The organism is Micromonospora vulcania, assembly GCF_042658605.1.
Lineage (GTDB): Bacteria > Actinomycetota > Actinomycetes > Mycobacteriales > Micromonosporaceae > Micromonospora > Micromonospora vulcania.
Genome location: NZ_JBHSQS010000006.1, coordinates 410745 through 436568, shown reverse-complemented (window position 1 = coordinate 436568; position 25824 = coordinate 410745). Strand labels below are relative to the sequence as shown.

The following is a 25824-nucleotide window of genomic DNA, read 5'->3' as shown; positions in this document are numbered from 1 at the left end:
TCGCTACTTATCGATCACCGCCACGCCGAAACTTCCTCACCCTCGGCATCCACAGCCGACTTCGACACAGGCCCTAGCCACCCGCCGATTCGAGCGTCGCGACCCGGCCGGCCGGCCCACTTTCGGGCCGGCCGGCCTCAGGGTCACCCCACCGTGCACTGATGTCAACGGCTGCTGACGTCGTCGTCCGTATCATCTGCGCATGGGGCTGAACGTGGGGCCACGAATCAGCCGGCGGGCGGTGCTCCTAGCGGCCGGCGGGCTCCTCGTCGGTTGCTCCCAGCGGCCCGAGGCCGACAAGGTCCACCTGCGACTGGCCACCGGGCCGGCGGGTGCGGTCTATCGGCGGATCGGCGGCGCGCTGGCCAAGCACATCTCCGAGCACGTGCCGGGCGCCTCGGTGACCACCGTGCCCAGCGGGGCGTCCACCGACAACATCCGGATGCTGCGGGCCGGCGAGGTGCACCTGGGGCTGACAAGCCTGGACGCGCTGATCAGGACCGACGGCAGCGGGCCCGAGGGGCTCTCGGCGGTCTGCCGGCTCTACGACAGCCACCTGCATCTCGTGGTGCTGGCCGACTCGGCGATCGACGAGTTCCGGGACCTTGAGGGCAGGCGCGTATCGCTCGGCGCCCGCGACTCGGGCACCGAGTTCACGTCGCTGCGGGCTCTGAAGCTCGGCCCGGTCCAGGCCGACGGTCGGTTCCTCAGCCAGGCCGAGTCGGCGGCGACACTGCGCGCGGGCACCATCGACGCGATGTTCTCCCTGACCGGCGTCCCGACACCGGCCATCACGGAGCTGGCGCAGCGGCACCCCATCCGGCTGATCCCGTTGGCCGCACAGGCGGATGCGCTCCTCACGGCCTACCCCGGTCCCTACGCCCCGGCCATGATCGCCGCGACCGCGTACGCCGGCGTCCCGGCGACCCGCACCGTCGCTGTGCCGAACGTGCTGCTCGTACGCAACGACCTCCCCGACGACCTGGTCTACGCGATCACCGACACGATCTTCACGCACACCGGCTCGATCGCCTCCGACAGCCGCGGCGACGCCGAAGCCGTTCCCGAGGCGTGGCAGATCAACGTGCGTACCGGAATCTCGACCGCGTCCATTCCGCTCCACCCGGGTGCGGCCGCCTGGTTCCGCGACCGCAAGCGCTGACCCTGAGGAAGCGACAGGCTGACGACCGGACCGGGTCCTCAGACCGGCGACCGCGGCGGGACGCCGGATGACGACGCCACCCCCGGGACGGCCGGCAGCGCGATCACCGCGGCGAACCCGTGCCCGGACCCGTCCGGACGTGGCAGGCCATCCTCCAGCCGCAGCTCGCCACCGGCCCCCCGGACCAGGTCCGCGCAGATCGCCAGTCCCAGGCCGGTCCCGGACACGTTCTGGTGCCGCGGCGACCGCCAGAAACGCCGCAGCGCCTGGGCCCGCTCGGAGACGTCGATCCCACGGCCGTCGTCCCGGACCATGATCGTGACCACGCCCTCGGCCGCCGAGCCGTCACCGGGTCCGGCGCCAGTGGCACCGGGGGCGACTCGGGCGGTCACCTCCACCTCCTGCGCGTCGGACAGCCGCAACGCGTTGCTGATCAGCTCGTCCAGGATGCTGCCCAGCCCGCCCGGGGGCTCCAGCAACCGCAGCCCCGGTGGCACGTCGACCGCCAGTGTCTGCCCCGCCGTCGCCGTCAACGCCCGCCACCGGTCCACCCGGGTCGCCAGCACCTCGTCGAGGTCCACCGGCGACGCGGTCCGCATGCTCTCCATCCGTGCACTGGCCTGTAGCGAGTTCAGCAGTCGCTGCATCGCCTTCAGCTCGTCGACCGCCACGTCGTACACCTGCCGGCCGTCGCCCTGCGGCCGTAGGTGCATCTCGAGGCTCTCCACCGCGAGCCGCAGGCTGGTCAACGGGTTGCGCAACTGGTGCGACGCGTCGGACACGAACGCCCGCTGTCGCTGCACGGCGTTCTCCACGGCGTCCATCATCGTGTTGAACGACTGTGCCAGCCGCCGCAGCTCAACAGGGCCGGCCTCGGCGTCGGCGCGGATCGTCAGGTCACCCTCGGAGATCCGCGAGGTCGCCGCGTCCAGCTTCCGCACCGGCCGCAGCACCCACGCCGACACCGGCCAGGCGACGGCCGCCAGCGCGATCAATGGCAGCAGTCCGAGGCCGGCGAGCCGGGCCCAGCGTACGAGGATTCGTTCGCGCGTCCTCGACAGGTCGGAGATCGTCACGACCGCGCCGACGACCGCGCTGTCCCGGCCCACCGGCTCGGCCACGACCAGCGCCGAATCGTCCCACGGCGCCCACGCGCCGGACGGTTCGGACCGGGCCCCGGCCAGCGCCGCGGTGACGATCCGGGGCAACGCCGGCTCGTCGCGCGCCGCCTCCTGGTAGGCATCGACCGATCCGAGCAGCACCCGGCCCGACGTGTCGATCACCGCGACCGGAATGCCGTACAGCCGGTGGTAGCGCGCCAACTCCTGGTGCAGCGCCTCGGTCCGCCCGGTCGACAACGCGGTCTCGGCCAGCGAGGCGAACCGGCCGACGTCATTGAGCCGGTCGACGTACGTCTCCTGCATCTCACGCTCGGCCACCGTGACGCTGAGCGGCAGCCCGAGCGCCGCGACGAGCAGCACCGCGAGCGGCACCAGGACGACGAGCAGGCGGCGGTGCACGGCAGGTCAGCCGATCAGCTCCGGCTGGTCGGCCAGGAGCCGATAGCCGACCCCGTGGATCGTACGGATGAGCACGGCCGGCCCGAGCTTGTGCCGCAACGCCGCGATGTGGGTGTCCAGGGTGCGACTGGAGGACTCCCAGGTCGCGCCCCAGATCTGGTCGAGGATGACGTCGCGGCTCACCACGTTCGGTGCCCGTCGGGCCAGCAGCAGGAGCAGCTCGAACTCCTTGCGCGTCAACGTCAGCGGCACGTCGCCGACGGCGACCTCCCGGGTGCCCACACCGATCCGCATCGGGCCGAGGACGAGCGGCTCGTCCGGGTGGCTCAGCGCACGGGCCACCCGGGTACGCCGCAGAACCGCGTCGATCCGGGCCATCAACTCCGGGATGCCGAACGGCTTCACGATGTAGTCGTCGGCGCCGGCGCGCAGGCCACGAACCCTCTCGTGCTCCTCGGATCGCGCTGTCACGGCGATGACGGCCGTCTCCGGACGGTCCCGCAGCCTGCGGATCACGTCGAGCCCGTCGCCGTCGGGCAGACCAAGGTCGACCAGGACCACATCGGACGGCGCGGCCCGCACGGCCTCCGCGGCGGTGGCGATGCGGTGGACCTCGAAGCCCGCCTGGGCGAGGACGGTCACCAGACCGCGTGCCACGCGGTCGTCGTCCTCGATGACGGTGATCCGCATACCGGCGAATTCTACGCCGGATCGATGACCGTAATGGTCCGCCAGTTCTTTGGATTCCTCTGACATCCGACACGTTCCTTGGGATTTCTCTGACACCATCCGCGTCCCTGCCAGCCGAGACTGAGGCGCGCGCTCGCCGACGAATGCGCACGCGCCGACGAGGAGGCCGCGATATGGGAACGACCATCAGGTACGGGGCCGCCACGCGGATGATCGCCGCGATCGGCCTCGTCTCGCTCGTCGCCGCCTGCTCCGGTGACGGTGGTGCCACCGGTGGAGGCGACGCCGCCGGCTATCCGGACCAGAACATCACGTTCGTCGTGCCGTTCAGCGCGGGCGGCCCGACGGACACGGTCACCCGCATGATCGCCGAACCGATGGCCGCCAAACTCGGCGCCAAGATCGTCGTCCAGAACGTCGAGGGCGCGGGCGGCACGGTCGGCGCCGGCGAGGTCGCGCGAGCCGAACCCGACGGCTACACCGTGCTCATGCACCACATCGGCATGTCCACGGCCCCGGCCCTCTATCAGAAGCTGGGCTACAAGCCGCTCGACGACTTCGAGACGGTCGGGCTCGTCACCGAGGTGCCGATGACGGTCGTCGCCCGCAAGGACTTCGCACCGGCCACACTCCAGGACCTCGTCACCTACGTGAAGGCCAACTCCAAGAAGGTCACGCTCGCCAACGCCGGCATCGGCGCCGCGTCCCACCTCTGCGGCCTGCTGTTCCAGAGCGCCGCCGGTGTCAAGCTCCAAGAAGTTCCGTACCAGGGCACCGGCCCCGCGCTGACCGACCTCGTCGGCGGCCAGGTCGACTTCATGTGTGACCAGACGACCAACACTAGCGGCCAGATCTCCGCGGGCAAGGTGAAGGCGTACGCGGTCACCACCCCGGAGCGGGTGAAGAGCCTGCCCGACCTTCCCACCACGGCCGAGGCCGGGCTTCCCCAGCTCCAGGTCAGCGTGTGGCACGGTCTCTACGTCCCGGCCGACACACCGCAGGAGATCGTGCAGAAGCTGTCCGAGGCGCTGAAGGTGGCACTGGCCGACCAGGGCGTCATCGACCAGATGGCCAAGCTCGGCACCGCGCCGGTCCCGGCCGACGCTGCGACCCCGCAGGCGCACCGGACCAAGCTCGAAGAGCAACTCGGCACCTGGGCAAAGGTCATCGCCGACGCCGGGGTCAAGGCATCCTGAGGTGTTGCGTCACCGGTCCTTCCCGGACGTCCTCGCCGGGGGAGTCTTCGTTCTGATCGGGGGCGCGTTCGTGGTGGGAGCGCTCGGCTACGAGCTGGGCACCCCACTACGAATGGGCCCCGGCGCCTTCCCGCTGCTGGTCGGCGCGACGGTGGCCGCCCTGGGTCTGGCGATCGTCATCAAGGGCCTGATCGCCGGCGAGGTGATCTCGTTCGGGACGATTCCCTGGCGCGCCGTCGCCGCCATCGCGCTCGCGGTCCTGTTCTTCGGATTCACCGTCCGACGCCTCGGATTCGTGCCGACGTCGGCGGTGACCGCCCTGCTCACCACACTGGCCAGCTCGCGCGTACGGCTGCTCACGGCGGTGGCCGTGGCGGCCGGGCTGACCGTGGCCAGCACCCTCATCTTCGTCGTCGGGCTTCAGCTGCGGATCCCGCTCTGGGGCCCCTGGCTCGGCGTCTGACGCGGCTGCCGGACTGACGCATGGAACTCCTCGACAACCTCGCGCTGGGCTTCTCGACCGCCTTCCTGGTCCAGAACGTCCTCTACTGCTTCGTCGGCGTGCTGCTCGGAACGGCCGTTGGCGTGCTGCCCGGCATCGGGCCGACGGCGACCGTGGCGATGCTGCTACCCATCACCTTCAACTTCGAGCCGGTGACCGCGCTGATCATGCTGGCCGGCATCTACTACGGCGCACAGTACGGCGGCTCGACCACCGCCATCCTGATCAACCTGCCCGGCGAGTCGTCGGCGGCGGTCACCGCACTGGACGGCCACGAGATGGCCCGGCAGGGCCGGGCCGGCCCGGCGCTCGCCGCCGCGGCGGTCGGGTCCTTCATCGCGGGTACGGTGGCCACCGTCGTGCTGGCCGTCGCGGCACCACCGTTGGCCAGCGTCGCGTTGAAGTTCGGCCCGGCCGAATACTTCGCACTGGTGCTGTTCGGGCTCATCGTCTCGATCGCGCTGGCGCGCGGCACGGCGCTCAAGGCACTGGCGATGATCGCGCTCGGCGTCCTGCTCGGCACGGTCGGCCAGGACATCTACACCGGCACACCCCGGTTCGTTTTCGACCAGCGCGAGCTGTACGGCGGCATCGACTTCGTGTCGGTCGCGGTCGGCATGTTCGGGGTGGCCGAGATCCTGCGGAACCTGGAGAACGAGCAGACCCGTACGGCGGTCATCAGCAAGGTGACGAACCTCTGGCCGACCCGTGCGGACCGGCGCCGTACCGTCGGCCCGATCCTGCGGGGCACCGGCCTCGGCGCCGCGCTCGGCGTCCTGCCCGGTGGTGGCCACGTCCTGGCCTCGTTCACCTCGTACGCCGTCGAGAAGCGGATCTCCAAGCGGCCACAGGAGTTCGGGCGCGGAGCGATCGAGGGCGTGGCCGGCCCCGAGTCAGCCAACAACGCAGCCGCGCAGACGTCGTTCATCCCACTGCTCACCCTGGGACTGCCCGCCCACCCGGTGATGGCACTGATGGTCGGCGCGTTCATCGTGCACGGCATCACCCCCGGCCCGAAGGTCATCGACGACGAACCGGCGCTGTTCTGGGGCCTGATCGCGTCGATGTGGATCGGCAACGTGCTACTCCTGCTGCTGAACCTGCCGCTCATCGGGCTCTGGGTACGCATGCTGCGCATCCCGTACCAGGTGTTGTTCCCGATGATCATCCTGTTCGCCGCGATCGGCACGTACTCCCTGGCATTCAACGCGTTCGACGTCTACGCCATCGCGTTCTTCGGAATCCTGGGCTATCTCCTGATCAAGTGCGGCTGCGAGCCCGCGCCCCTGCTGCTCGGCTTCGTCCTCGGCCCCCTGCTCGAGGAGAACCTACGGCGGGCGCTCATCATCTCCCGCGGCGACCCGTCGGTCTTCCTGACCCGACCGATCTCCGCAGTTCTCCTGGCGCTGGCCGTGGCGGCGCTCGTCTTCGCCATCCTCCCGACGATCCGCAAGCGCCGCGAGATGGTGTTCGCCGAGGAGGAGTAGGAACCGGACGTTGCACCACCGTGCGGCCCGTCACTCGTACCGGTACCGCAGCGCGTCCGCCTCCCTCTGCTCGATGTCAGCGATCGTCAGCTCCGGCATCCGCAGCTGGGCCAGCGTCACCTCGGCCGAGGTCGGCTGGGCTTCCGCCGGCAGCCACTGCTCCGGCTTCCACGCCCCGCCGCGCAGCAGCGCCTTGGGGCAGTGCGGGTAGACCTCCTCGATCCCCAGCACCAGCGCACTGGCCGGCGGCTTGCCCACGGCGGTCAGCTGGGACAGCAGCTCGGGACGAGTGGAGACGCAGGCCCGGCCGTTCACCCTCAGCGTCGTGGTGCGGCCCGGGATGACGACCAGCAACGCCGCCCGCCCAGTGGCGATGACGTTCTGCAGGGTGTCCAGACGCTTGTTGCCGGTCGCGTCCGGTATCGCCACCGTCCGCGCGTCCAGGACCGCGACGAACCCGGCGGGGCCGCCGCGCGGGGAGACGTCACAGTTGCCCTCAGCGTCCACGCTGGCGACCAGGACCAGCGACGAACACCCGATCAGCCGCCGGGTCTGCTCGGTGAGTTCGGTCATCTGCTTGCGCACAGCGGCGTCACCGGGGAGTTCGTACGCCCGGCGCAGCGTCTCCTGGTCGGGCACGGCGTCGACAAGCAGCGAGTCGAAGGCGCTGGTGGCAAGGGATGGCGTCATATCGCCGACCCTAATGGACCGCCGTGATCCAGACCCCCGCCTGCCAGAACCTTCGCGCAATTTGCGACGCAGTGTTCGATCGGCATGGTGAGGCGGTGCCGAACCTGGTACGGCAGCCGCCGTTCAGGATCTTGCTGGTCCGGTGGGGTGGACGCGAGACGCCCACCGTTCAATCGTTGTCCGTTGTGGACACAACGTCAGAAGCGGCCGAGGCCATAGGCCACCAGGGCGGCGTCGAGCATGCGTTCCTGCTGATCCGCCGGGTAGGCAGCGGGATCCGCGGCGGCGAGAGCCGCGACACCCTCGGTCATTGCGATCAGCCCCAGGGCGACCGCGCCGACCCGGTCGACCGGCCAGTCCGGGGCGGCCGCGGCAACCAAGCGCTCGGCCCGTTGCCGCCAGGCTCGGTTGTTGCGGCGGTGCATGCCGATTAGTTCGGCGTCCGCCACCGCCGCAGCCAGGAAGCCCAACCAGACGATGCTCCAGTTGGTCGTCTCCGGATCGGTCGCCATGCCCTGGCGGAGGACCGCGTGCAGTGCTGCCCGCGGCGAGGTGGCCGCGGCCTCGAGTGCCTCAACCCGCTGCCGGGTGGTGTCGTGCAGCAGTTGCCGGGCGTGCAGCAGCAGCGCTCGACGGTTCGGGAAGCGGTGCATAACCAGGCCCGTCGTGCAGCCGGCCGCCGCGGCGACCGCGCGTACTGTCAGCTTTTCCAGGCCCTGCTGCGCGAGCACGTCCCAGACCGCGCGCGACAGTGCCTCGCCCTGGGCCGTTCGGTCTGCAGGCATTGTCACGACTCTCACCTCTTCATGGTCGTAACGAATGTTACCGTAACGCTTGTTACGGAGTACTGGTGAGGAGCGGCATGACCTGGATCATCACGCAGCGGCCGTGGACCGACCCGGTGGGCGAGGCGTTACGTGTGGCACAGAAGGCCGAGCTCGACCTCCGCTACGGTACCGACGACCATGAGCCCGGCACGCCGCCGACGGCCGAGAACATCGACCTGTTCCTGGTCGCGGTCGAGGAAGCCACCGGCCAACCGCTCGGCTGCGCCGCGCTGCGCCGCCTCGACCCGGTCACCGTCGAGGTGAAGCGGATGTACGTGGTACCGAAGAGCCGCGGCTCGGGGGTGGCGATCGACTTGCTTCGGGGGCTGGAGGAGGCCGCACAGGAGCGCGGTTGGACGACCATCCGGCTGGAGACCGGCTCGGCCCAGCCGGACGCGATGCGCTTCTATGAGCGCGAGGGCTACCGCGAGATCCCGCTGTTCGGCGCGTACGTGGGCTCCGACAACTCGGTCTGCTACGAACGCGTCCTCCCTGACGGAGCACCTGGCCTCGGCCCACAGCGCGGCTCCGATCACGCGGTGGCCGCCCCTGCATCCACCGGCCCTGACTCAGATCCCCAAAGACGGCTGCCGTAGTGGACTTCTACGCTGCCGAAGACGATTGGCCCGCGGTGCTTCGAACCGTGTTCGACTTGGGCCTTTTCCGCGTCTTCGAGTCTGACTCGCGACCCGACAGTGAGCTGCGCGAGTTCCGAACCATCGACGAGGTTGCTCCTGGCCGCCATGGGCGGCATCTCATGCTGCTGGTCGTGGGCGCCGGCCCCGAACCTGTGGTGCGACGCATCGACTTCGCGCCGGGAATCTCCGACGCCACCCATCGATACGAATGTCGGGGCTGGGGCCTTATCCAACTGGACTACGGCGGGCTCTTCGGAGCACAGGAACTACGCTGGACCCACACCAACCACAACAGCGAGAAACGCGCGTTGACCTGGGCGCCGACCCTACCCGAACTCGGTGATCCCGCCGCGTGGGATTGGCCGGCCGTCACCAGCGCTTCCAGCAAGTTGAATCGGGCGATTCGCCGGATGGCCGTCAACAAGATCGGCTCGCATCCGGTGCTGCCGCACGCCGCACAGGTCATGACGGCGGCGAACCTGCGATACGAATACGGAACAGGGGTCCACGCGACACCGTTGTTCGGCATGCTGCAGCCCTAGGGCATGTTTCATAAGAACTGGCCGGCCTGCGGCGGGCCCGGACGACGACCGGCGGCGTTGCGGTTTCGTCCGGATACAACACCGGTATCCGGACGAAACCGCGCCTTGCCGGATCGCCGCCCGGACTCCGCCTCGGCTCGACCGCCCTTATGAGACATGCCCTAGCAGGGTCGACGGCGAACACCCCGCGCTGACACCGTTCGTCGGCCTAATGCCCGCCCAGGGGTGGAGCCACGGGGACTCGAACCCCTGACCTTCTGAGCGAAACAGATGCCCTACCAACTGCGCCACCCACTGTGGAGTTGAGAGAGTGCGACGCTTCCGCACCTCGACGGCAGGTATCTCGGCTTCGAATCGGACACCGATCCGGCCCGGCTGCCGGACGCCTGGCCCGAACCGACCCGGAGCAGACTGCGCGCCGTCAAGGCCACGTACGACCCGAGCAACGTCTCCAACCGCAACGTCCCCATCCCACCGGCGGACAGCGCCGACGGTGCAGAAGGGGAACGCGGCAAGATGGACACATGTCGGTGACGCAGATGATGGTGCACGCAGTGGTGTCCGGTGCGGAACACCTCGATCGGCTGACCGCCCTGGTCGGTGAGTGAATCGTGGTGCAGATACCCGAGATGTTCGCCGACGAGGTCCGTCACCAGCGAGCCACCCTGTCGGGGATGGTCGATCAGGCCGCGGCCCTGGCGAAGGCCGGTGACCTGGCAGGTCTGCGGGCCCACGCCAGGCAGATCCGTCGTGCGGTGGATGCCGGCAACAGCATCGACCGCACCGGCGAGCATCTGGGCTCGAACATCGGTGACATCTACGCCGCGCTGGACGGCATCTACGACGGGGCGTTTCCCGTACCGAATCCCGACGATCCGGCAGACGTCCTGGACACCCCGTGGCCGACCGTCAGCCGTGCGGCCCTGCTCGCCCGCATCGTGGACCATCCGGGCTGGCCGGAGCCACCGCTCGAATCGGTGGCCGACCGGGCGATCAATGCCGACGACGTCCACCTGCTGCGGCTGCTGGTCCGCACTCCGCTGGGCCGCGCACGTCGGGAGACCGTGGTGCGGGTCCTGGACGCTCTGCACGAGCTGGGGGCGCTCGATGTCGAGGTCATCGAGCAGGCGTTCACCGACGACGAATACCTGGGGAACGCCATCGTCGAACGGCCCCCGGCGGACGGCGCCGCCGGGTCGAGGCCGCACGCCTGCACGCCGGCCGTACGCGACTACTTCGACGAACTGGCCTGGCGTTTGACCTCGACAACCGAACCAGACTGGGCCGCGTTACCCGAGGTGCTGGTGCCACGTGGCCTGCGGTTCGTGCTTCGGGCCGTCGAACGGCCAACGGATCGCCGGATGGCCGAGCGCCTCGGCGCGGCCGAGCTGACCGATGACGAGCGGACGGCGCTGGTGGAACACCTGCGCGAGCGGCCGGCCGAGGAGCAGCGGTACGCCTTCGACCTGCGGCTGCCGGCGGGTGACGCCGAGGTGTTGCTGCCGCTGCTCGGGCTGCCCGGCGCGGCGCCGTTGCTGCGGCTGGTGCAGGCGACCCCCACAACCGAGGCGGTACGGCAGGACCGGAACAGCATCCTCGCCGCCGTACGGCAGGCCGGTGTCGACGGTGCGCGCCTGCTCTTGCAGCTCTGCCCGAACGAGATCGTCTCCGCCGCTCTGGGCTGGAACCGCGCGGCCGTCGCCAAACGCGTCAAGCACAACGCGCTGGCGGGCATCGCCGCCTTCGGCCTGCTGCCGCTGGCCGACGGGGAGACGGTGCTCGACCGTTATCTGACGTTGCGGGAGGTGGCGAAGCGGGGCTCGAAGTTGGGTCCGAACCGTAGGCACAGCCACGCCGCCGCCGTCGCCGTCGCCCTCGACCATCTCGCCCAGGTGACCGCCTTCCCGGACGCCGAGCGCCTGGAGTGGGACTGCGAGGCCCGCGTCGCCAGTGCGGCGCCCGACGACTGGCACACCGGCGACTACACCGTCGCGCTGCGGCTGTCCGAGGCCGAGCCGCTCATCACGATCAGCAAGGCGGGGAGGCAGCTGGCGTCGGTGCCTGCTGCCGTACGCGCCGACCCACGGTACCCCGAGTTCCGCGAACATCAGGAGCGGCTGCGCGACCAGGCCCGTCGGATGCGTACCGGGCTGATTGAACGACTCGTCGCCACCGGCGGCACCCTCACGCCCGACGAGCTCGCTCGCCTGCGGGGCCTGCCGGCCGGGGCGGCGATGCTCCCCGCGTTGATCTGGCAGGACCGGGCGGGCACGGTCGCCCTGCTCGACCAGGTCGATCTCGACGGTCCGGTCACGGTGGTGCACCCGTCGCTGCTGCACGAGCGGGGCCTGCTCGCCCACTGGCAGGAGAAGATGGTCCAGGACGGGATCCAACAACCCGTGCAGCAGGTCTTCCGGGAGCTGTATCTGATGACCTCGGCCGAACGCGAGGCTGTCGACGTGTCCCGACGGTTCGCCGGCCACACGGTCGACGGCAAGGTGGCGGGTCAGCTGCTGTCCGGGCGCGGCTGGTCGACCCACGGCCAGTACCAGGAACACCAGGCGACCCGACCCGCCAACACCGAGGTCACCGCCGCGCTGGTCTGCGACCTCCCCGGCCACTTCGGCGGGGGAGAGGTGGTCCTCGGCGAGCTGCGGTTCCTGAGAGCCGGCTCGGTGGTACCCCTGGCCGAGGTGCCGTCGGTGGCGTTCTCCGAGGTCATGCGGGATCTGGACCTCGTCGTGTCGGTGGCCGGGAGCGCGCGGGGTTCGGTACACCGCACCGTCGACGCCTAGACGAGAACCGCGAGTACGGCGGTCAGTGAAGTGATCCAGGTCACTCGGGGTGAACTTTCACCGGCCAGCCACGTCCGGTACACCGGACAGCTCTCGCGTTCAGCTAGGGAGAATGATGCGATCAGTTCGCAAGATGTCGGCGCTGGCACTGCTGGTGCTGGGCGTCTCGGCGGTGGCTCCGGGCGGTTTACCGGCCTCGGCCCAGCCGCGCGCCGCGAAGCCGGCGACAACACCCACGGTCGCCGCCAAACCCCAGACGGTCACCCTGGTCACCGGCGACACCGTCCACGTCAGCACGGTGGACGGCCAGACGGCGGTGAACGTCGTGCCGGGCAAGGGACGGGAGAAGATTCCGTTCATCACCCACAGTGCGGGCAAGGACGTGCGGGTCATCCCCGCCGACGCCGTCGGCCTGCTCAACCGGGGCAAGCTCGACTCTCGGCTCTTCGACATCTCGACGCTGGTCGCCTTCGGTTACGACGACACCCGGGCCACCCTGCCGCTCATCGTCCAGCACGGCGGCGCCGCCCCCGCCGGCCTCGCCGGTGCCCGGACCACCCGGGCGCTCACCGGGGCGAGCGCCGTCGCGGAGAACCGCTCGGACGCGGTCTCCTTCTGGAACAGCATCACGTCCGCCACGAAGGGCACCGAGCGGCAACTGCGGTCCGGGTTCGACAAGATCTGGCTCGACGGTCTGCGTCGCCCCACCCTCGACGTCAGCGTCCCGCTGACCGGTGCACCGGAGGCCTGGCAGGCCGGCTGGACGGGAGCGGGGGTGAAGGTCGGCGTGATCGACACCGGCGTCGACCAGACTCACCCCGACCTGGTCGACCGCGTCGCCGCCGCGGCGAACTTCACCGCCGACCCCGACACCTTCGACCGGGTCGGCCACGGCACGCACGTCGCCTCCACCATCGCTGGCACCGCGGCCGCGTCCGAGGGCCGGTACAAGGGCATGGCTCCCGGCGCGTCCCTCTACAGTGCCAAGGTCTGCGTCGAGGAGGGCTGCCCGGAATCGGCGATCCTGGCCGGCATGACCTGGGTGGCGCAGCAGGGCGTCAAGGTCGCCAACATGAGCCTCGGCGGCCCGGACAGCCCGGAGACGGACCCGATCGAGGCGGCCCTGGCCGACCTCACCCACCGCTACGGCGTGCTCTTCGTGGTCGCCGCGGGCAACAGCGGCGAGGGCGGCGAGTCCACCATCAACTCGCCCGGCAGCGTGGCCGAGGCGCTGACCGTGGGCGCCGTGACCAAGACGGGTGAGCTGGCCGAGTTCTCGAGCCGGGGTCCGCGCTCGGGCGACGCCGGCATCAAGCCGGACGTCACCGCGCCCGGCGTCGGCATCGTCGCCGCTCGCAGCTCGACCTCCGAGCTGTGGCCGGCCGAGAACCCGCAGTACACCAGCTTGAACGGCACCTCGATGGCGACGCCGCACGTGGCCGGCGCGGCGGCGCTGCTGACCCAGCAGCACCCGGACTGGACGCCCGAGCGGATCAAGTCCACGCTGATGGCCGCCGCGAAGCCGAACGCTGCCGTCGGAGTCTACGAGCAGGGCGCGGGCTTCCTCGACGTCGCCCGGGCGACCCGGCAGTCGGTCACGGCCAGCCCGGTCAGCGCCGCCTTCGAGCGGAGCAGCGCCGCGCAGACCCGCACCATCACGTACGCCAACGGCGGCTCCACCGCCGTGACCCTGGCTCTCGCCCTCGACGCCAAGGACGCCGACGGTGCCCCGGGGCCGGCCGGCCTGTTCAGCCTCAGCGCCTCCTCGGTGACGATTCCGGCCGGCGGTACCGCCTCCGTCGTCGTCACGGTGCAGGCCGGTGCCAGCCTGCCGGACCGCTACGTCGGCGGCGAGCTGACCGCCACCGGCGGCGGCACGCAGGTGCAGACCCCGATCGCGCTCGACATCGTCCGACACCAGCTGGCCCTCAAGCTCATCGGGCCGGACGGCGGGGCGCCCACGCCCGAGCAGGGCTGGGTGACCGTTCTGACCGACCTGGACCGGCAGACCCTCCTGGTGCTCGACGATCCGACGGCTACCACGTACCGCGTCCGCGCGGGCCGCTACCTGGTCCAGACGTACATGGAGAGCGGCGACCCGAACGTCCCGCAGATCACGTCGCTGGTGCGTCCGAGCCTCGACCTGACCCGGGACCAGGCGCTCACCATGGACACCCGCCTGGCCGAGCCGATCGCGGTGTCGGTGCCGAACCCGAAGGCCACCGCGGTCTTCCAGGATTCGGGCTGGACGATCCGGACCGAGCAGCCGCAGATCTGGGGCAGCAACGACCCGTACGGCACGCTGATGAACATCCCCTTCGAGTACGTGCGGACCGCGCAGATCGGAGCTGGCAAGACGCCCGGCTTCGTCTCGTACGTCACCGGAATGTGGGGGCAGGTCGCCCAGGACGGCAGCCTGCACAACAGCCCGTACGTCTACCGGGTCTATCTCTACGAGCCGGAGAAGATGATGACCGGGCTGACCCGCAAGCTGCGCGCGGGCGACTTCGCCACGGTCCGCTCGCGGATCAGCGCGGACGTGGCCGACGTGCCGGTGTCGCGACTCGCGGTGGCGCACGCGCCGGGCAACTCGCCGATCAGCCGGTCGACCGACGGGCGGCAGACCCCGCCGAGCTTCACCTACGACGTGCCGAACACCATCACCGAGTACTACAACCAGGACAAGAAGGCCGTGTGGCAGTCGGCCTCTGCCCAGCAGGGGTACACCTACTACCAGTCGCCGTGGAGCAGCTTCAAGCCTGGGCGTACGTACACGGTGGCGTGGGCCAACGGCGTGATCGGCCCGGTCTTCCCGGAGCCGAACTTCGGCCAGCAGTACTCCACCCGCTACTGGGGCGACACGATCGGCGGGCCGGGGCCGCTGCACGGCGACGGTGCCGGACACATGGGCTTCCGGCACGTCGTCGGCGGCAGCGTGCAGGTGAACCTGTATCGCAACGGAGTCAAGATCGGCGACGCGGACCAGGCTCCGTGGACGTGGGACGTGCCGGCAGCCAAGGGTGACTACCGGCTGACGGCCACCTTCCGCAGCGACCCGGCGTTCACCCTGTCCACCGTGGTCGACGCGGAGTGGACCTTCAAGTCCGGCCACGTGGGCGACGGGGAGCTGGTCAAGCTGCCGATGACGTCGATCCGGTACACCCCGGAGCTCGACCTGGACAACCGGGCTCCGGCGGCTCGGCTGTTCGCGATCCCGGTCTCGCTCGACCGTCAGGTCGGGGCGGCACCGGGTCGGACCAGGACCTTGACCGTCGAGGCGTCCTTCGACGACGGCAAGACCTGGCGGAAGCTGACCGTGCAGCGTCTTGGCGAGAAGGGGGTCGCCTGGGTGCACAACCCGACCGGCCACGGTTTCGTCTCGCTGCGCGGCGCCGCGACGGACACCAGCGGTAACACGGTCAAGCAGACCGTCATCCGCGCCTACCGGTACTGACGGCCGGTTCCCGGACGCGGCGCCCACCGGCGCCTCGTCCGGGTCACCGGTGCCAGTGCAACCGTTCGCGGATCCGCCGAACCATCGGCGAGTCCGTGCCGTCGAGCTCGGCGAGGGCCTCGTTCCAGGCCCGCCCGGCCAGGGCCGGGTCGCCGTTGGCCGAGTGGAAGTCGCCGATGGAGACCAGCACTTCAGCGATGTGGTGGGTGGCCCGGACGGCACGGAAGGTGTCGATCGCCTGCTGCCACGTCGTCATCGCGTGCGGCAGGTCGTTGATCATCGAGTACGTGTGCGCCAGCCAGGCCTGGGTCGTGCCCACCCCGTGCAGGTCGCCGAGGATCTCGAACTGCCGCCGCGCCTCGACGAACATGCCCAACGCCTCCAGGTGCCGACCGAGCCAGCCCGTCGCCCGCGCGATGGCCAGCAGGGCGGTGGTGGCGCCCCGTACGTTGCCCTCGGCGCTCAGCAGCGTCCGCGCGGCCTCGGCATGCCCGATCGCCTCGTGGTAGCGCCGCTGCTCCAGCCGGATCTCGGCCATGTTGTTCTCCACATGGCCCTGCTCGGTACGCCGGCCCAGCCGGTCGAAGAGCGTCCGGGCACGCCGCAGGTGCGACAGACCACGGTCCAGATCGGCCAGGAAATAGCAGGCACCGGCGAGGCTACGGTGCAGCAGCGCCTGGGCGGCGGGGTCGTCACCGGTCGCGCCGAGGCTGGTACCCACCACCGCCGCCCACTGCTTGAACTGCGCGGTGTCCTGGAAGTAGTTCTGCAGGGCCAACGCGATCTGCCAGGTCGTGTCGGGCTGGCCGCGTTCCCCGGCCCGCGCCACGATGTCGGTCAGCACCCGCTGCTCGGCGGCGAACCAGGCCATCGCGTCGGCCCGGCCGGTGAAGCTGCGCCCGACGACCCCGTGCGAGGACGGCTCCGGCTCCGGCAGCGGCACCTGCGGCAGCAGAGGCAGCTGCGCCGCGTACGCACTGAGCCGGTAGAAGTCGTGGACCCGTTCGATGGCGGCGTCCCGCTCGGCGTCGTCGTCGTGTTCCTCCCCGAGCTCCACCGCGTAGGCGCGCAGCAGATCATGCATTCGCCACCGGCCGTCGCCGGGCTGGACCATCAGCTGCGCCCCGAGTTCGGCGAGCAGGCCGCGAGCGGAGCGCAGCGACAACCCACCCAGGGCGGCGGTGGCTTCCGCGCTCAACTCTCCGTTCGGGTGCAACGGCAGCAGCCGGAAGAGCCGGGCCGCCCCCGGAGTCAGAGCCCGGTAGGACCAGGAGAAGATCGCCTCCAGATCCGCGTGTGCGTCCCCGAAGCCGGCCAGCCGACCGTCGGCCTCGGCCAGCTCACCGGCGACCGCGGGCAGGCTGAGCCCCGGCCGGCCGACGCTGCGGGTGGCGACCAGCGCCAGCGCCAACGGCAGCCGGCCACATCGTCTGATGATCTCGTCGACGGCGGCCGGGGCGGCGGCCGTCGCGTCGCCGAGCCGGCGGGTGAGCAACTCGCGGGCCTCGGCGTCGGTCAGCAGGTCGAGGTGCAACGGATGCGCGCCGGCCGGTCCGGCCACGCCGGTGATCCGGCGGCGGCTGGTGGCGATGACGAGGCTGCCGCCAGCGCCGGGCAGCAGGTGCCGGATCTGGTCCCAGTCGCGGCAGTTGTCGAGCAGGATCAGCATCCGGCGCTCGGCCAGGATGCTGCGGTACAGGCCGGCCTGGGCGTGCAGCTCGGCCGGGATGGCGGCGGGAGCGACCCCGAGCGACCACAGGAAGCCGCGTAGCGCCTCCGCCGGTGTCAGCACCGAATCGTCGTTGTCGAAACCGCGCAGGTCGGCGTGCAACTGCCCGTCCGGATAGCGGGCGGCCAACCGGTGGGCCAGGTGCACCGCGAAGGTGGTTTTCCCGACGCCGGGCATGCCGTCGATGACCAGCGTGGTGGTCCGGTGTTCTCCGGCCAGCAGCTCGTGCGCGGCGGCCACGACGTCGCGGCGGCCGGTGAAGTAGGGGTGGTCGGCCGGCAACTGGGTCGGCGGCGCGGCCCGGCTCGGCTGCGACAACTCCAGCGCGCCCGGCGGCCACGATCCGGCCTCCGTACCGTTGGACGGCGCTCCGGGCCGAGTGCGTGCCGGGCCGCGCCGTGACCGGGAGCCGTCGTGGTCGAGGAGGCTGTCCCGCGCCGCGCGGAGGTCAGCGCCGGGCGCGATGCCGAGTTCGTCGGCGAGCCGATGCTCGATGTCGGCATAGGCCGCGAGGGCCTCGGCCCGCCGACCGTCCGCGGCGAGCGCGAGCAGCAGCCGCGACTGTAGCGCCTCGTCCAGCGGCTCGTACTCGGCGGCCAGCCTGATCGCGGGCAGCACCAGGTGCACGCACCCGGCCCGTAGGGCGGCGTCGGTCGCCGCCCGGACGGCCGCGAACCGCTCTCCGTCGACGGCGACGAACTCCGGATGAATCCGGCCGCCGGCCTGCAGACCGGCGGCGCAACGGTCGCGCCACAGCGCCAGGGCCTCGCGGTAGAACTCGACGGCCGGCTCGCCGGAGCTGCCCTCGGCCTCGGCGACCAGGCGCCGGAATCGCAGCAGGTCGAGCGACTCCCCGTCGACGCGCAGCCGGTACTCGGCGCCGTCGCGGATCAGCACCGAGCCGCTTTCCCGGGTCGCCAGACCCGGCTCGAAGCGCCGCCGGAGAATCCCGACGTGCCGGTGCACCACGTTGTTCGCGCTGGGTGGAGGGTCGGACTCCCACAGCAGGTCGACGAGTTCGGTGACGCTGACCGCGCTTCCGGCACGGACGAGCAGCATCGTCAGGATCAGTCGCTGCTGCCGGGTGCCCAGGTCGATCTCGGACTGGCCGCGCCAGGCCCGCACCGGGCCGAGGACGGCGAAAGAGAGCACGCTGGTCATCGTGATGCGATCCATGGGGGCTGGTTTGCCGCGATCGCCGTAGCTTGGCAGGGTCTGCACCACGACGCCGGTGCGCGTCATGGCAATGTGATCCTCGGCTCAGTGTGGCCGTTCGAGTTGCCCCTGCTCAGGCCGCCTCAAGGCCGGTACGCAGAGCGCGCAGCGCGTAGTGGGTCCGGGATTTCACCGTGCCGATCGGCAAGCCCAGCCGGCCCGCGACCTCTTCCGGTGACCGCCCCACCAGATAGACCTCGGACAGCAGACTGCGCTGCGCCGCGCTCAGCCGGTCGAGCGCGTGCCGGATGGCGTACGACGCCAGCGCGCTGCCGGTGGTGTCGTCACCGGAGGGAATCCAGGTCATGTCGACCAGATGCACCTCGTCCGGACGGCCCTGGCGCAGCCGGACGCCGTCGATGACGAGCCGCCGGGCGACGGTGCAGAGCCACCGGCGGGCGGCATCGGGCTCGGCGGGCACCGAGTCGAGGTGCCGCCAGGCCCGCAGCATCGTCTCCTGGAGCAGATCCTCGGCGGTCTGCCGCTGGCCGTGGGTCAGCACAAGGAGGAGACGCAGCACGGCACGGGCGTGGCCGGCATGCAGCGCGGTCAGGCGCTCGGCGCGACCGGCCGGTGATTCGTCGGATGCCCGGAGCACGGTTTACCCCCATGGACAGGAGTATCGGTGGGTGCGGCACGAGCCTAGGGACGATCGATGTGATTGGACTGACGTGTGAGTGCGAATCGAGTGCCGTCGCCGATCGCGGTCGCTCACGGACCCGACGTGACCGCCGCGAGCAGGCCGGCCAGCCGCTGTCCGGTACGGCTCTGCGCGTACGGGATGAGGGCCACCGCCTCCTGCCACGCCCGTACCGCGTCGTCCTGCTCGCCGGCGGCGGCGAGGGCGTCGCCGAGCATCGCCAACACCTCCGCGGCCGGCGCCGGCGCGGAGGCCTCCTGGTACGCGGCGGCCGCCTCGCGCCAGCAGGCGACCGCCGTGCCGAGCTCGTGGCGAGCGAGTCGGGCCTGGCCGAGCACCTCCCACGCCTCGGCGACGCCCAGCCGGTACTGCGCCTCGCGCGACAGCGCCATCGCCTGTTCGGCGCAGTGCACGGCCTCGTCCGCCCGGCCCAGCGCGGCGTTGCTGGCGGCCATGATGACCAAAGCGTCCGCGAGCAGCTTGTCGTCTCCGACCTCCCGGGCCGGCCCCAGCGCCGTGGAGAGCGTCCGGACGACCTCCTCGTGTCGCCCCTGAGCGCCGAGGATCATCACTCGGTTGATCCTGGCCCGGGTCAGCTCGCCGGGCAGACCGACCCGGGCGAGCAGCTCGAGCGCCCGGTCGAGATGAGCGATCGCGGTCTCGTGCTCGTGCCGGAAGTAGGCGGCTCCGGCCAGGCTGCGGTGCATCCTGGCCTGCCCGACCAGGTCGTCGGCGGCCCGTGCGGCGTCGAGGGCCACCTCGCCGGTGGTCGTCCAATCGGCCCACCGGCCACTGCGGTCGAAGAAGTGCTGCATCCCCAGGGCGAGCTGCCAGGCCTCGGTGTGCCGACCGCGCCGGGCGGCTCGACCGACCAGCGCGATCAGTACCGGACGTTCGGCGGCGAACCAACGCATGGCGTCGTCGTGGCCGGTGAAGCGCAGCGGTGTCTCGCCCGGCCCCGGCTCGATCATCGGGTGGTACTCGGAGGTCAGCAGCCGCCGGTCCGCCTGATAGCTGGTGGCCAGGTAGAAGTGCAGGCAGCGTAGTTCGGCAGCGGCGCGTACGGCCGGGCTGTCGTGCTCCTCGCCCAGCTCGGTGGCGTACGTCAGCAGCAGGTCGTGGGTGCGGTAGCGGCCTGACCGGTCCTCGCTGACCAGGTGGGCGCGGCTCAGCTCGCCGATCAGCGCCCGACCGGTGCGCAGCGGCACGCCGGCCAGACCCGCCGCCCCGGCGATCGAGATGTCGGGGCCCGGGTGAATCGGTAGCAGCCGGAAGAGGCGGGCCGCCGGGGCGGAGAGTGTCCGGTAGGACCAGGAGAAGACGGCACGCAGGCCGGTCTGCGGGTCGTCGCCGTCGAACCCGTCCAAGCTGCCGGGCAGGTTGGTGAGCTCGGCGACGACCTGCGCCAGTGGCGTTCGCGGCAGGCTCGCCGCGCGGGCGGCCACCACGGTGAGCGCGAGCGGTAGCCGCCCGCAGCCGGCGATGATGGCATCGACCGCGGCCAGGTCCGCAGCGCTGCGGTCGGTGCCGAGCAGCCGTAGGAACGTCGCGCGAGCCTCCTCGACGCTCGGCGGGCCGACCGGCAGCGGGTGGGCACCGGCCGTGGTCAGCAGGGTGTTGAGTCGGCTGCGGCTGGTGACGATCACCAAGCAGCCCGTACCGCCCGGCAGCAGGTGCCGGATCTGCTCGGCGTCCCGGCAGTTGTCGAGCACGATCAGCAGGCGCCGGCCGGCGAGGCTGCTGCGGTACATGCCCGCCAGGGCGTGCAGCTCGGCGGGGATGCCGTCCTGGGGCACCCCGAGCGAGCCGAGGAAGCCACGCAGCGCCTCGGCAGGGCTCATCGCCGAATCCCGTCCGTCGTACCCGCGCAGGTCGACGTAGAGCTGCCCGTCCGGGTAACCGGCGGCGAACTCGTGCGCGAGGTGCACGGCCAGGGAGGTCTTGCCGATCCCGGGCATCCCGTCGATCGCGAGCACCGTCGGCCCGCCCGTGCGCGCCACCATCGCACGGGCCTCGGCGAGCAGGTCGTCCCGGCCGGTGAAGAAGGGCAGGTCCGGCGGCAGCTGCGCGGGCCGGGGGAGCGGCGGCGGCGATGCGGTACGCGCCGGCGGGGTGCGCTGGTGCAGCAGCCGGTCGTACGCCTCGCGCAGCTCCTCGCCGGGATCGATGCCCAGCTCCTCGGCGAGCCGGCGGCGCACCACCCGGTACATCTCGACAGCTTCCGCCTGGCGGCCGTCGGCGGCCAGGGCCAGAAGCAGTCGGCTCTGCAGTGACTCGTCGAGCGGGTGCTGCTCGGCGGCCTGCCGCAACGGCACCAGCACCGCGCCGAGCCGGCCGCAGCGCTCGGCGGCGTCGGCGGCCTCGCGCACGGCCTGGGCGCGTTCGGCCTCCACGGCGAGGAACGCGGGATGCAGGCGGGAGGCCGGTTCCAGGCCCGCGGCGCACCGACCGCGCCACAGTCGCAGCCCGTCGAGGGAGTGCCGCAGCGCCGACTCCGGGTCGCCGTCCTGCAGACTCCGGCTGGCCAGCCGGCTCAGCGACCGGAACTTCAGCAGGTCGAGGGATTCCTCGTCAGCGTGCAGCCGATAGCCGGAGAGCTCCCGGAGGATGTACCGCCCCGCCGACCGGGTCGGCAGGCCGGGCTCGAACAGCCGCCGGAGCACCCCGACGTGTCGGTGCACGACGTTCGCGGCGCTGGCCGGGGAATCCTCGTTCCAGAGCAGATCGACCAGCTCGGTCAGGGACACCGGTGAACCGGCCCGGGCCAGCAGCATCGCGAGCACCAGGCGCTGTTGGCGGGCGCCCAGATTCAGCTCCGCGCCGGCGCGGACGACCCGGACCGAGCCCAGCACCGAGAAGCCCACTGTCTCGCCCGCCTGCACCTGCACGCCGGCAACGGTAACGGCCGGTCCGCCGCCGGAGCTCGCGACCACCGGTTCAGCGTGGTCTGGGCTACGCCCCGGCCGGTTGGCCGCTACGCAGGAGTACGGCACCTGGGTCGCCGAATGGCACTTTGTGCCCGACGGCGGTCCCGCGCAGCCAGATCGAGGTCCCCGACGATGCGACACTTCCTCCGTGGCGATCCCCAACCTGACGGAACTCCGTGAGCAGATTCGCGCTCGCAATGGGGAGCGGCCCACGGGGCCCGAGTTGTCACTCGTGGAGGACCTCCCGGGGCCCGGAGGGCTCGCGTTGCGCCGGTACGGGCACGGCGAGAGGCGCCCGGTGCTGGTGTTCGTGCACGGAGGGGCGTGGGTGCTCGGCGATCTTGATTCACACGATCGCACCTGCCGGCGCATCGCCGCCGCCTGCGGAGTCGAGGTGCTCGCGGTGGACTATCGGCTCGCACCCGAGCATCCGTGCCCGACCGGCATCGACGACGTCGCCGCGGTGCTGCGTTGGGCGCGGCCGTGGGCGGTTGCGGGCGACAGCGCGGGCGGCTACCTGGCGACGCTGGCGTGCCTGCGGCTGCGTGACGCGGGCGAGCCCGTCCCGGCCGCGCAGATACTGTTGTGCCCCAACACCGACCTGACGCTCGGACAGCCCAGCGTCCAGGAGAAGGGCACCGGTTACGGGCTCGACGCGGAATTCCTGGCCTGGGCGGTCGAGCAGTGGGCGCCCGACCAGGAGCAGCGGCTCGATCCCATGGTGAGCCCGATCCTGGTTCCCGACCTCCGGGGTCTGCCGCGGACCGTGCTCGTCACCGCCGAGCACGACGCGCTGCGGGACGAGGGCGAGGTCTACGCCAAGCGCCTGGCCGAGGCGGGAGTCTCGGTGACCTATCGGTGCGAGCCGGGACTGGTCCACGGGTTCATCCAGGGCATGGACCTGACGTCACCCGAGGCGGCGTCCGCTCACGAGCGTGTGTTCGCCGACATCCGCGCGCTGGTCGACGAGATTCCCCAACCGGACACCGTGGACGGACCGACGAGTGGCGAGCCCGTACGGTCGGACGACGAAGATTAAGGTTTCCTCAAGGTCTCGGCACTGCCATCCGCGTTCCACTGATCCCGTGACAGTTTGATCTGAGCAACGAGTGAGTCTGCATCGCCATTATCTGGCGCCGGCTCGTCCGCCGGTGGTCGCCCACCTGACGGGTCCGGCGCCATGGCCCGGCAGCAACGCGGTGCCGGCTTACGACGCCACGCCATCCGCAGCCGGCTACCCGTGGTCCGGACCTGGCTGGGCTGTGCCGATCGAGGTCGCCTCCGGTTTGGTGTGGAGCACGGCCCGGGCCTGTTCGGCGGCGCGGGTGATGCTCTCGCTCATGAAGTCGAGGAAGCGGGCGATGTTCTCCAGGCGATTGGCGGCGGGAGTGTGTGGGCCGAGGATGGCGACGCCCTGGCGGGCGGTTTCGACGAGTTGGTCGTTGGCCCGGGCGCTGGCGATCGTCGCCTGGTAGAAGAGTTCGTTGTCGACGACGTAGCGGTCACGGCGGCGCTCGTCGCGTTCGCGGCGGACGAGGCTCTGGCTCTCCAGGAAGGCGATCGCCTTGGAGATGGACGCCGGGCTGACCTGGAGGTGCTGGGCGAGTTGGGACGCGGTGAGGCTGCCGGAGTCGTCGGTGAACAGGCAGGTCAGCACCCGGGCCGACATCTTGTTCAGGCCCGAGGCCATGAGGACGGTGGTGAACGTCTCCTCGTACTCGGCCATGGCCTCGGCGTCGCGTCCGTGTGGCTGGGGGGCTGACTCCACCCCTCGGGTGGAGGTGGGCCTGCGCCGGTGGGCACGGCGCTCGGTCGCGCGGTGGGCCAGGTCGGCGCGGTAGGCGGTCGGACCGCCGTTGCGCAGCACCTCGCGAGTGATCGTCGAGGTCGGACGGTCGAGGCGCCGGGCGATCTCGGCGTAGGGGAGGCTGTCGGCCAGCCCCAGCGCGATCTGCTGGCGTTCCTGCTGGGTGAGCCTGCCTCCCGGCATCGCGATCTCCTCGTGGTCCTGCGCGACTGGTCCCTGATCGTCCTCACTATAGCGTTCACTTCTGAACCATTGCAATGATCCCGCCTGCCTCTGTTGCGTTAGCTTCACGCTTGTTGCAACAGTTTCGGTGCCTTCACCTGGGCATATGCACCGCGAGTGCAACGTAGTTGTTGCCATGTTCTGGAAAGCAACGTAGCGTTTCCGTTGTCAGAAACACTGAACGAGCACGGGAGAGCATGATGCAGAAGTTCGACACCCCCACCCCGATCTCCGCCGTCCTGGACATCCCCGCCGGACGTATCCAGTTCATCGCCGCCGACCGCGCCGACACCACCGTCGAGGTCCGGCCCGCCGACGCCTCCAAGAGCCGCGACATCAAGGCCGCTGAGCAGACCACCATCACCTACGCCGACGGCGTGCTGCGGATCAGCGCGTCGACCGCCAGCAACAAGCTCATCGGACCCACCGGGTCCCTGGAGGTCACCGTCCAACTGCCCGCCGACTCGCGCGTCGAGGCCAAGGCCGCCAGCGCGGAGCTGCGCGGCGTCGGACGCCTCGGCGACGTCGCCTTCGAAGGCGCGTACCGCCAGATCAAGATCGACGAGGCCGGGAGCGTCCGCCTCACCGCGATCGACGGCGACGTCGAGGTCGGTCGGCTCAACGGCCCCGCGGAGATCAGCACCGCACGGGGTGACATCCGGATCCTCGAAGCCCACCGCGGCACGGTCGTGCTCAGCACCGAGTCCGGCGACATCTCGGTCGCCGCTACCGCTGGCGTGTCGGCGGCCCTCGACGCCGGCACCGGCCACGGCCGCATCAGCAACTCCCTCAAGAACAGTGGCGTCGTCGAACTCGACATCCGCGCCACCACCTCCCACGGCGACATCACCGCCCGCAGCCTCTGAAGAAGCAGTACCAGAACCGTCCCGCCCGGCAGCAAGAACACGACCAGGAGTGGAACATGACGAAGAACAGCACTGCCTCGACGAGTTCGACGTGGACCGGCAAGGTGCCGGTCGACGACACGGCCCTGGCCGTGACCGACACCGGTGGTCCCGGTATCCCCGTGGTCTACCTCAACGGCCAGTTCGCCACCCAGGGCTACTGGCGACGGGTCATCGCCGACCTGGGGACGGGGTGGCGGCACATCACCTACGACGAGCGGGCTCGCGGCAGATCGGAGCGCTCGGCGGACTATTCCTTCGAGGTCGCCGTCCGGGATGTCGACGCCGTCCTGGCGGCCCGGGGCGTGCAGCGGGCGCTGCTGGTCGGCTGGTCCTACGGAGCCGTCGTCGGGGCGCACTGGGCCAGCCGCAACCCGGAGCGTGCCCTGGGCGCGGTCCTGGTGGACGGCGCGTTCCCGTACGACTGGCTCGACGACGCCATGGAGCAGCGGATCCGGAAGCTGTTCCGGCGGATGAGCTGGTTCCTGCCGCTGCTACGCCCGACCGGTCTGGCTCCGCGGATGACCGCCGAACAGCAGGCCGACAGCAACATCGAGCTCGGCCGGCTCTCCCGCGAGCGCGAGCTGGGCCCGGTGCTGGACAGCATCACGGTCCCGGTGCGGTACGTGGTCGCCTCGGGCACGTCCTTCGGCAGCAAGGGCGACGAGCAGGAGAGGATCCGCACCAGCCTCGACGCGGTGACCGCCCGCAACCCGAACATCCAGATCGCCGCCAAGGTCGCCAGCAACCACGGTGCGCTCCTCAAGAAGGACTTTGCGGCCATCACCAAGGCCGTACGCGAGATCGCCGCGCTCGACGACGGCGGGCGCTGACCTCATGACCAGCGGACGAGGGCGGTGGGTCGCACCCCCACCG

General features: G+C 70.9%; 18 protein-coding genes and 1 pseudogene. 11 read left to right on the top strand and 8 right to left on the bottom strand.

Annotation, left to right across the window (positions count from 1 at the left end):
• Positions 1 to 202 precede the first annotated feature (202 nt).
• Complete coding sequence (locus tag ACFQGL_RS13100; protein ID WP_377510645.1) at positions 203 to 1162, top strand: TAXI family TRAP transporter solute-binding subunit; 960 nt, start codon at positions 203 to 205, stop codon at positions 1160 to 1162.
• 38 nt (positions 1163 to 1200) lie between these two features.
• Here the strand turns inward: ACFQGL_RS13100 and ACFQGL_RS13095 are convergent, their stop codons facing one another.
• Positions 1201 to 2682 (bottom strand): sensor histidine kinase, encoded by a 1482-nt coding sequence (locus tag ACFQGL_RS13095; protein ID WP_377510642.1) that lies wholly within the window; start codon positions 2680 to 2682, stop codon positions 1201 to 1203.
• Between the two features lie 6 nt (positions 2683 to 2688).
• Complete coding sequence (locus ACFQGL_RS13090; protein ID WP_377510639.1) at positions 2689 to 3372, bottom strand: response regulator transcription factor; 684 nt, start codon at positions 3370 to 3372, stop codon at positions 2689 to 2691.
• A gap of 173 nt (positions 3373 to 3545) precedes the next feature.
• On the opposite strand from ACFQGL_RS13090, the gene ACFQGL_RS13085 reads away from it, so the two are divergent.
• From ACFQGL_RS13085 to ACFQGL_RS13075, 3 genes are read left to right on the top strand one after another with little or no spacing between them, the layout of a single operon-like run.
• Positions 3546 to 4568 carry a tripartite tricarboxylate transporter substrate-binding protein gene (locus tag ACFQGL_RS13085; protein WP_377510636.1) on the top strand — a complete coding sequence of 341 codons (1023 nt, stop codon included), beginning with the start codon at positions 3546 to 3548 and terminating at the stop codon, positions 4566 to 4568.
• Positions 4569 to 4572: 4 nt separating this feature from the next.
• On the top strand, positions 4573 to 5031 hold the full coding sequence (locus tag ACFQGL_RS13080; protein WP_377510633.1) for a tripartite tricarboxylate transporter TctB family protein: 459 nt from the start codon (positions 4573 to 4575) through the stop codon (positions 5029 to 5031).
• Between the two features lie 20 nt (positions 5032 to 5051).
• The gene (locus ACFQGL_RS13075) at positions 5052 to 6557 is read left to right on the top strand and encodes a tripartite tricarboxylate transporter permease (protein WP_377510630.1); all 1506 of its coding nucleotides are present in this window, start codon (positions 5052 to 5054) and stop codon (positions 6555 to 6557) included.
• Between the two features lie 30 nt (positions 6558 to 6587).
• Here the strand turns inward: ACFQGL_RS13075 and ACFQGL_RS13070 are convergent, their stop codons facing one another.
• On the bottom strand, positions 6588 to 7247 hold the full coding sequence (locus ACFQGL_RS13070; RefSeq protein ID WP_377510627.1) for an MSMEG_1061 family FMN-dependent PPOX-type flavoprotein: 660 nt from the start codon (positions 7245 to 7247) through the stop codon (positions 6588 to 6590).
• 197 nt (positions 7248 to 7444) lie between these two features.
• Complete coding sequence (locus ACFQGL_RS13065; protein ID WP_377510624.1) at positions 7445 to 8032, bottom strand: TetR/AcrR family transcriptional regulator; 588 nt, start codon at positions 8030 to 8032, stop codon at positions 7445 to 7447.
• 77 nt (positions 8033 to 8109) lie between these two features.
• On the opposite strand from ACFQGL_RS13065, the pseudogene ACFQGL_RS13060 reads away from it, so the two are divergent.
• The 4 genes and pseudogenes from ACFQGL_RS13060 to ACFQGL_RS13045 all read left to right on the top strand — a co-directional run.
• A pseudogene (locus ACFQGL_RS13060) lies at positions 8110 to 8565 on the top strand (GNAT family N-acetyltransferase); the annotation flags it as partial.
• 104 nt (positions 8566 to 8669) lie between these two features.
• Positions 8670 to 9254: a hypothetical protein gene (locus ACFQGL_RS13055; protein WP_377510621.1), complete on the top strand. Its 585-nt coding sequence runs from the start codon at positions 8670 to 8672 to the stop codon at positions 9252 to 9254.
• Between the two features lie 611 nt (positions 9255 to 9865).
• Entirely contained in the window at positions 9866 to 12049 is a 2184-nt protein-coding gene (locus ACFQGL_RS13050) for a DUF4132 domain-containing protein (RefSeq protein WP_377510618.1), read from the top strand.
• Positions 12050 to 12164: 115 nt separating this feature from the next.
• A complete protein-coding gene (locus ACFQGL_RS13045; protein ID WP_377510615.1) occupies positions 12165 to 15503 on the top strand; it encodes a S8 family peptidase in 3339 nt (1112 codons plus the stop codon).
• A 43-nt stretch (positions 15504 to 15546) separates the two neighbouring features.
• Here the strand turns inward: ACFQGL_RS13045 and ACFQGL_RS13040 are convergent, their stop codons facing one another.
• The 3 genes from ACFQGL_RS13040 to ACFQGL_RS13030 form a co-directional block, all read right to left on the bottom strand.
• Complete coding sequence (locus ACFQGL_RS13040; protein WP_377510612.1) at positions 15547 to 18408, bottom strand: AfsR/SARP family transcriptional regulator; 2862 nt, start codon at positions 18406 to 18408, stop codon at positions 15547 to 15549.
• 112 nt (positions 18409 to 18520) lie between these two features.
• Positions 18521 to 19045, bottom strand: a complete 525-nt coding sequence (locus tag ACFQGL_RS13035; RefSeq protein WP_377510610.1) for a sigma-70 family RNA polymerase sigma factor — start codon at positions 19043 to 19045, stop codon at positions 18521 to 18523.
• A 113-nt stretch (positions 19046 to 19158) separates the two neighbouring features.
• Positions 19159 to 21975, bottom strand: coding sequence for an AfsR/SARP family transcriptional regulator (locus ACFQGL_RS13030; protein WP_377510607.1), 2817 nt, complete (start codon positions 21973 to 21975; stop codon positions 19159 to 19161).
• A gap of 187 nt (positions 21976 to 22162) precedes the next feature.
• On the opposite strand from ACFQGL_RS13030, the gene ACFQGL_RS13025 reads away from it, so the two are divergent.
• Complete coding sequence (locus ACFQGL_RS13025) at positions 22163 to 23053, top strand: alpha/beta hydrolase (protein WP_377510604.1); 891 nt, start codon at positions 22163 to 22165, stop codon at positions 23051 to 23053.
• A gap of 195 nt (positions 23054 to 23248) precedes the next feature.
• Here ACFQGL_RS13025 and ACFQGL_RS13020 read toward each other — a convergent pair whose 3' ends face one another.
• Complete coding sequence (locus ACFQGL_RS13020; RefSeq protein ID WP_377510601.1) at positions 23249 to 24004, bottom strand: helix-turn-helix domain-containing protein; 756 nt, start codon at positions 24002 to 24004, stop codon at positions 23249 to 23251.
• Positions 24005 to 24243: 239 nt separating this feature from the next.
• Between ACFQGL_RS13020 and ACFQGL_RS13015 the strand changes: the two genes are divergently transcribed.
• Both ACFQGL_RS13015 and ACFQGL_RS13010 read left to right on the top strand, forming a co-directional pair.
• Positions 24244 to 24909, top strand: a complete 666-nt coding sequence (locus ACFQGL_RS13015; protein WP_377510598.1) for a DUF4097 family beta strand repeat-containing protein — start codon at positions 24244 to 24246, stop codon at positions 24907 to 24909.
• A 56-nt stretch (positions 24910 to 24965) separates the two neighbouring features.
• The gene (locus tag ACFQGL_RS13010) at positions 24966 to 25781 is read left to right on the top strand and encodes an alpha/beta fold hydrolase (protein WP_377510595.1); all 816 of its coding nucleotides are present in this window, start codon (positions 24966 to 24968) and stop codon (positions 25779 to 25781) included.
• The last annotated feature ends 43 nt before the right edge of the window (positions 25782 to 25824 follow it).

What these genes read in the sequence shown, in the direction of transcription:
- ACFQGL_RS13100 (WP_377510645.1), top strand. Translation starts at nt 203, where the DNA reads ATGGGGCTGAACGTGGGGCCACGAATCAGCCGGCGGGCGGTGCTCCTA.
- ACFQGL_RS13090 (WP_377510639.1), bottom strand. Translation starts at nt 3,372, where the DNA reads ATGCGGATCACCGTCATCGAGGACGACGACCGCGTGGCACGCGGTCTG.
- ACFQGL_RS13085 (WP_377510636.1), top strand. Translation starts at nt 3,546, where the DNA reads ATGGGAACGACCATCAGGTACGGGGCCGCCACGCGGATGATCGCCGCG.
- ACFQGL_RS13075 (WP_377510630.1), top strand. Translation starts at nt 5,052, where the DNA reads ATGGAACTCCTCGACAACCTCGCGCTGGGCTTCTCGACCGCCTTCCTG.
- ACFQGL_RS13070 (WP_377510627.1), bottom strand. Translation starts at nt 7,247, where the DNA reads ATGACGCCATCCCTTGCCACCAGCGCCTTCGACTCGCTGCTTGTCGAC.
- ACFQGL_RS13065 (WP_377510624.1), bottom strand. Translation starts at nt 8,032, where the DNA reads ATGCCTGCAGACCGAACGGCCCAGGGCGAGGCACTGTCGCGCGCGGTC.
- ACFQGL_RS13045 (WP_377510615.1), top strand. Translation starts at nt 12,165, where the DNA reads ATGCGATCAGTTCGCAAGATGTCGGCGCTGGCACTGCTGGTGCTGGGC.
- ACFQGL_RS13040 (WP_377510612.1), bottom strand. Translation starts at nt 18,408, where the DNA reads ATGGATCGCATCACGATGACCAGCGTGCTCTCTTTCGCCGTCCTCGGC.
- ACFQGL_RS13020 (WP_377510601.1), bottom strand. Translation starts at nt 24,004, where the DNA reads ATGCCGGGAGGCAGGCTCACCCAGCAGGAACGCCAGCAGATCGCGCTG.
- ACFQGL_RS13015 (WP_377510598.1), top strand. Translation starts at nt 24,244, where the DNA reads ATGCAGAAGTTCGACACCCCCACCCCGATCTCCGCCGTCCTGGACATC.
- ACFQGL_RS13010 (WP_377510595.1), top strand. Translation starts at nt 24,966, where the DNA reads ATGACGAAGAACAGCACTGCCTCGACGAGTTCGACGTGGACCGGCAAG.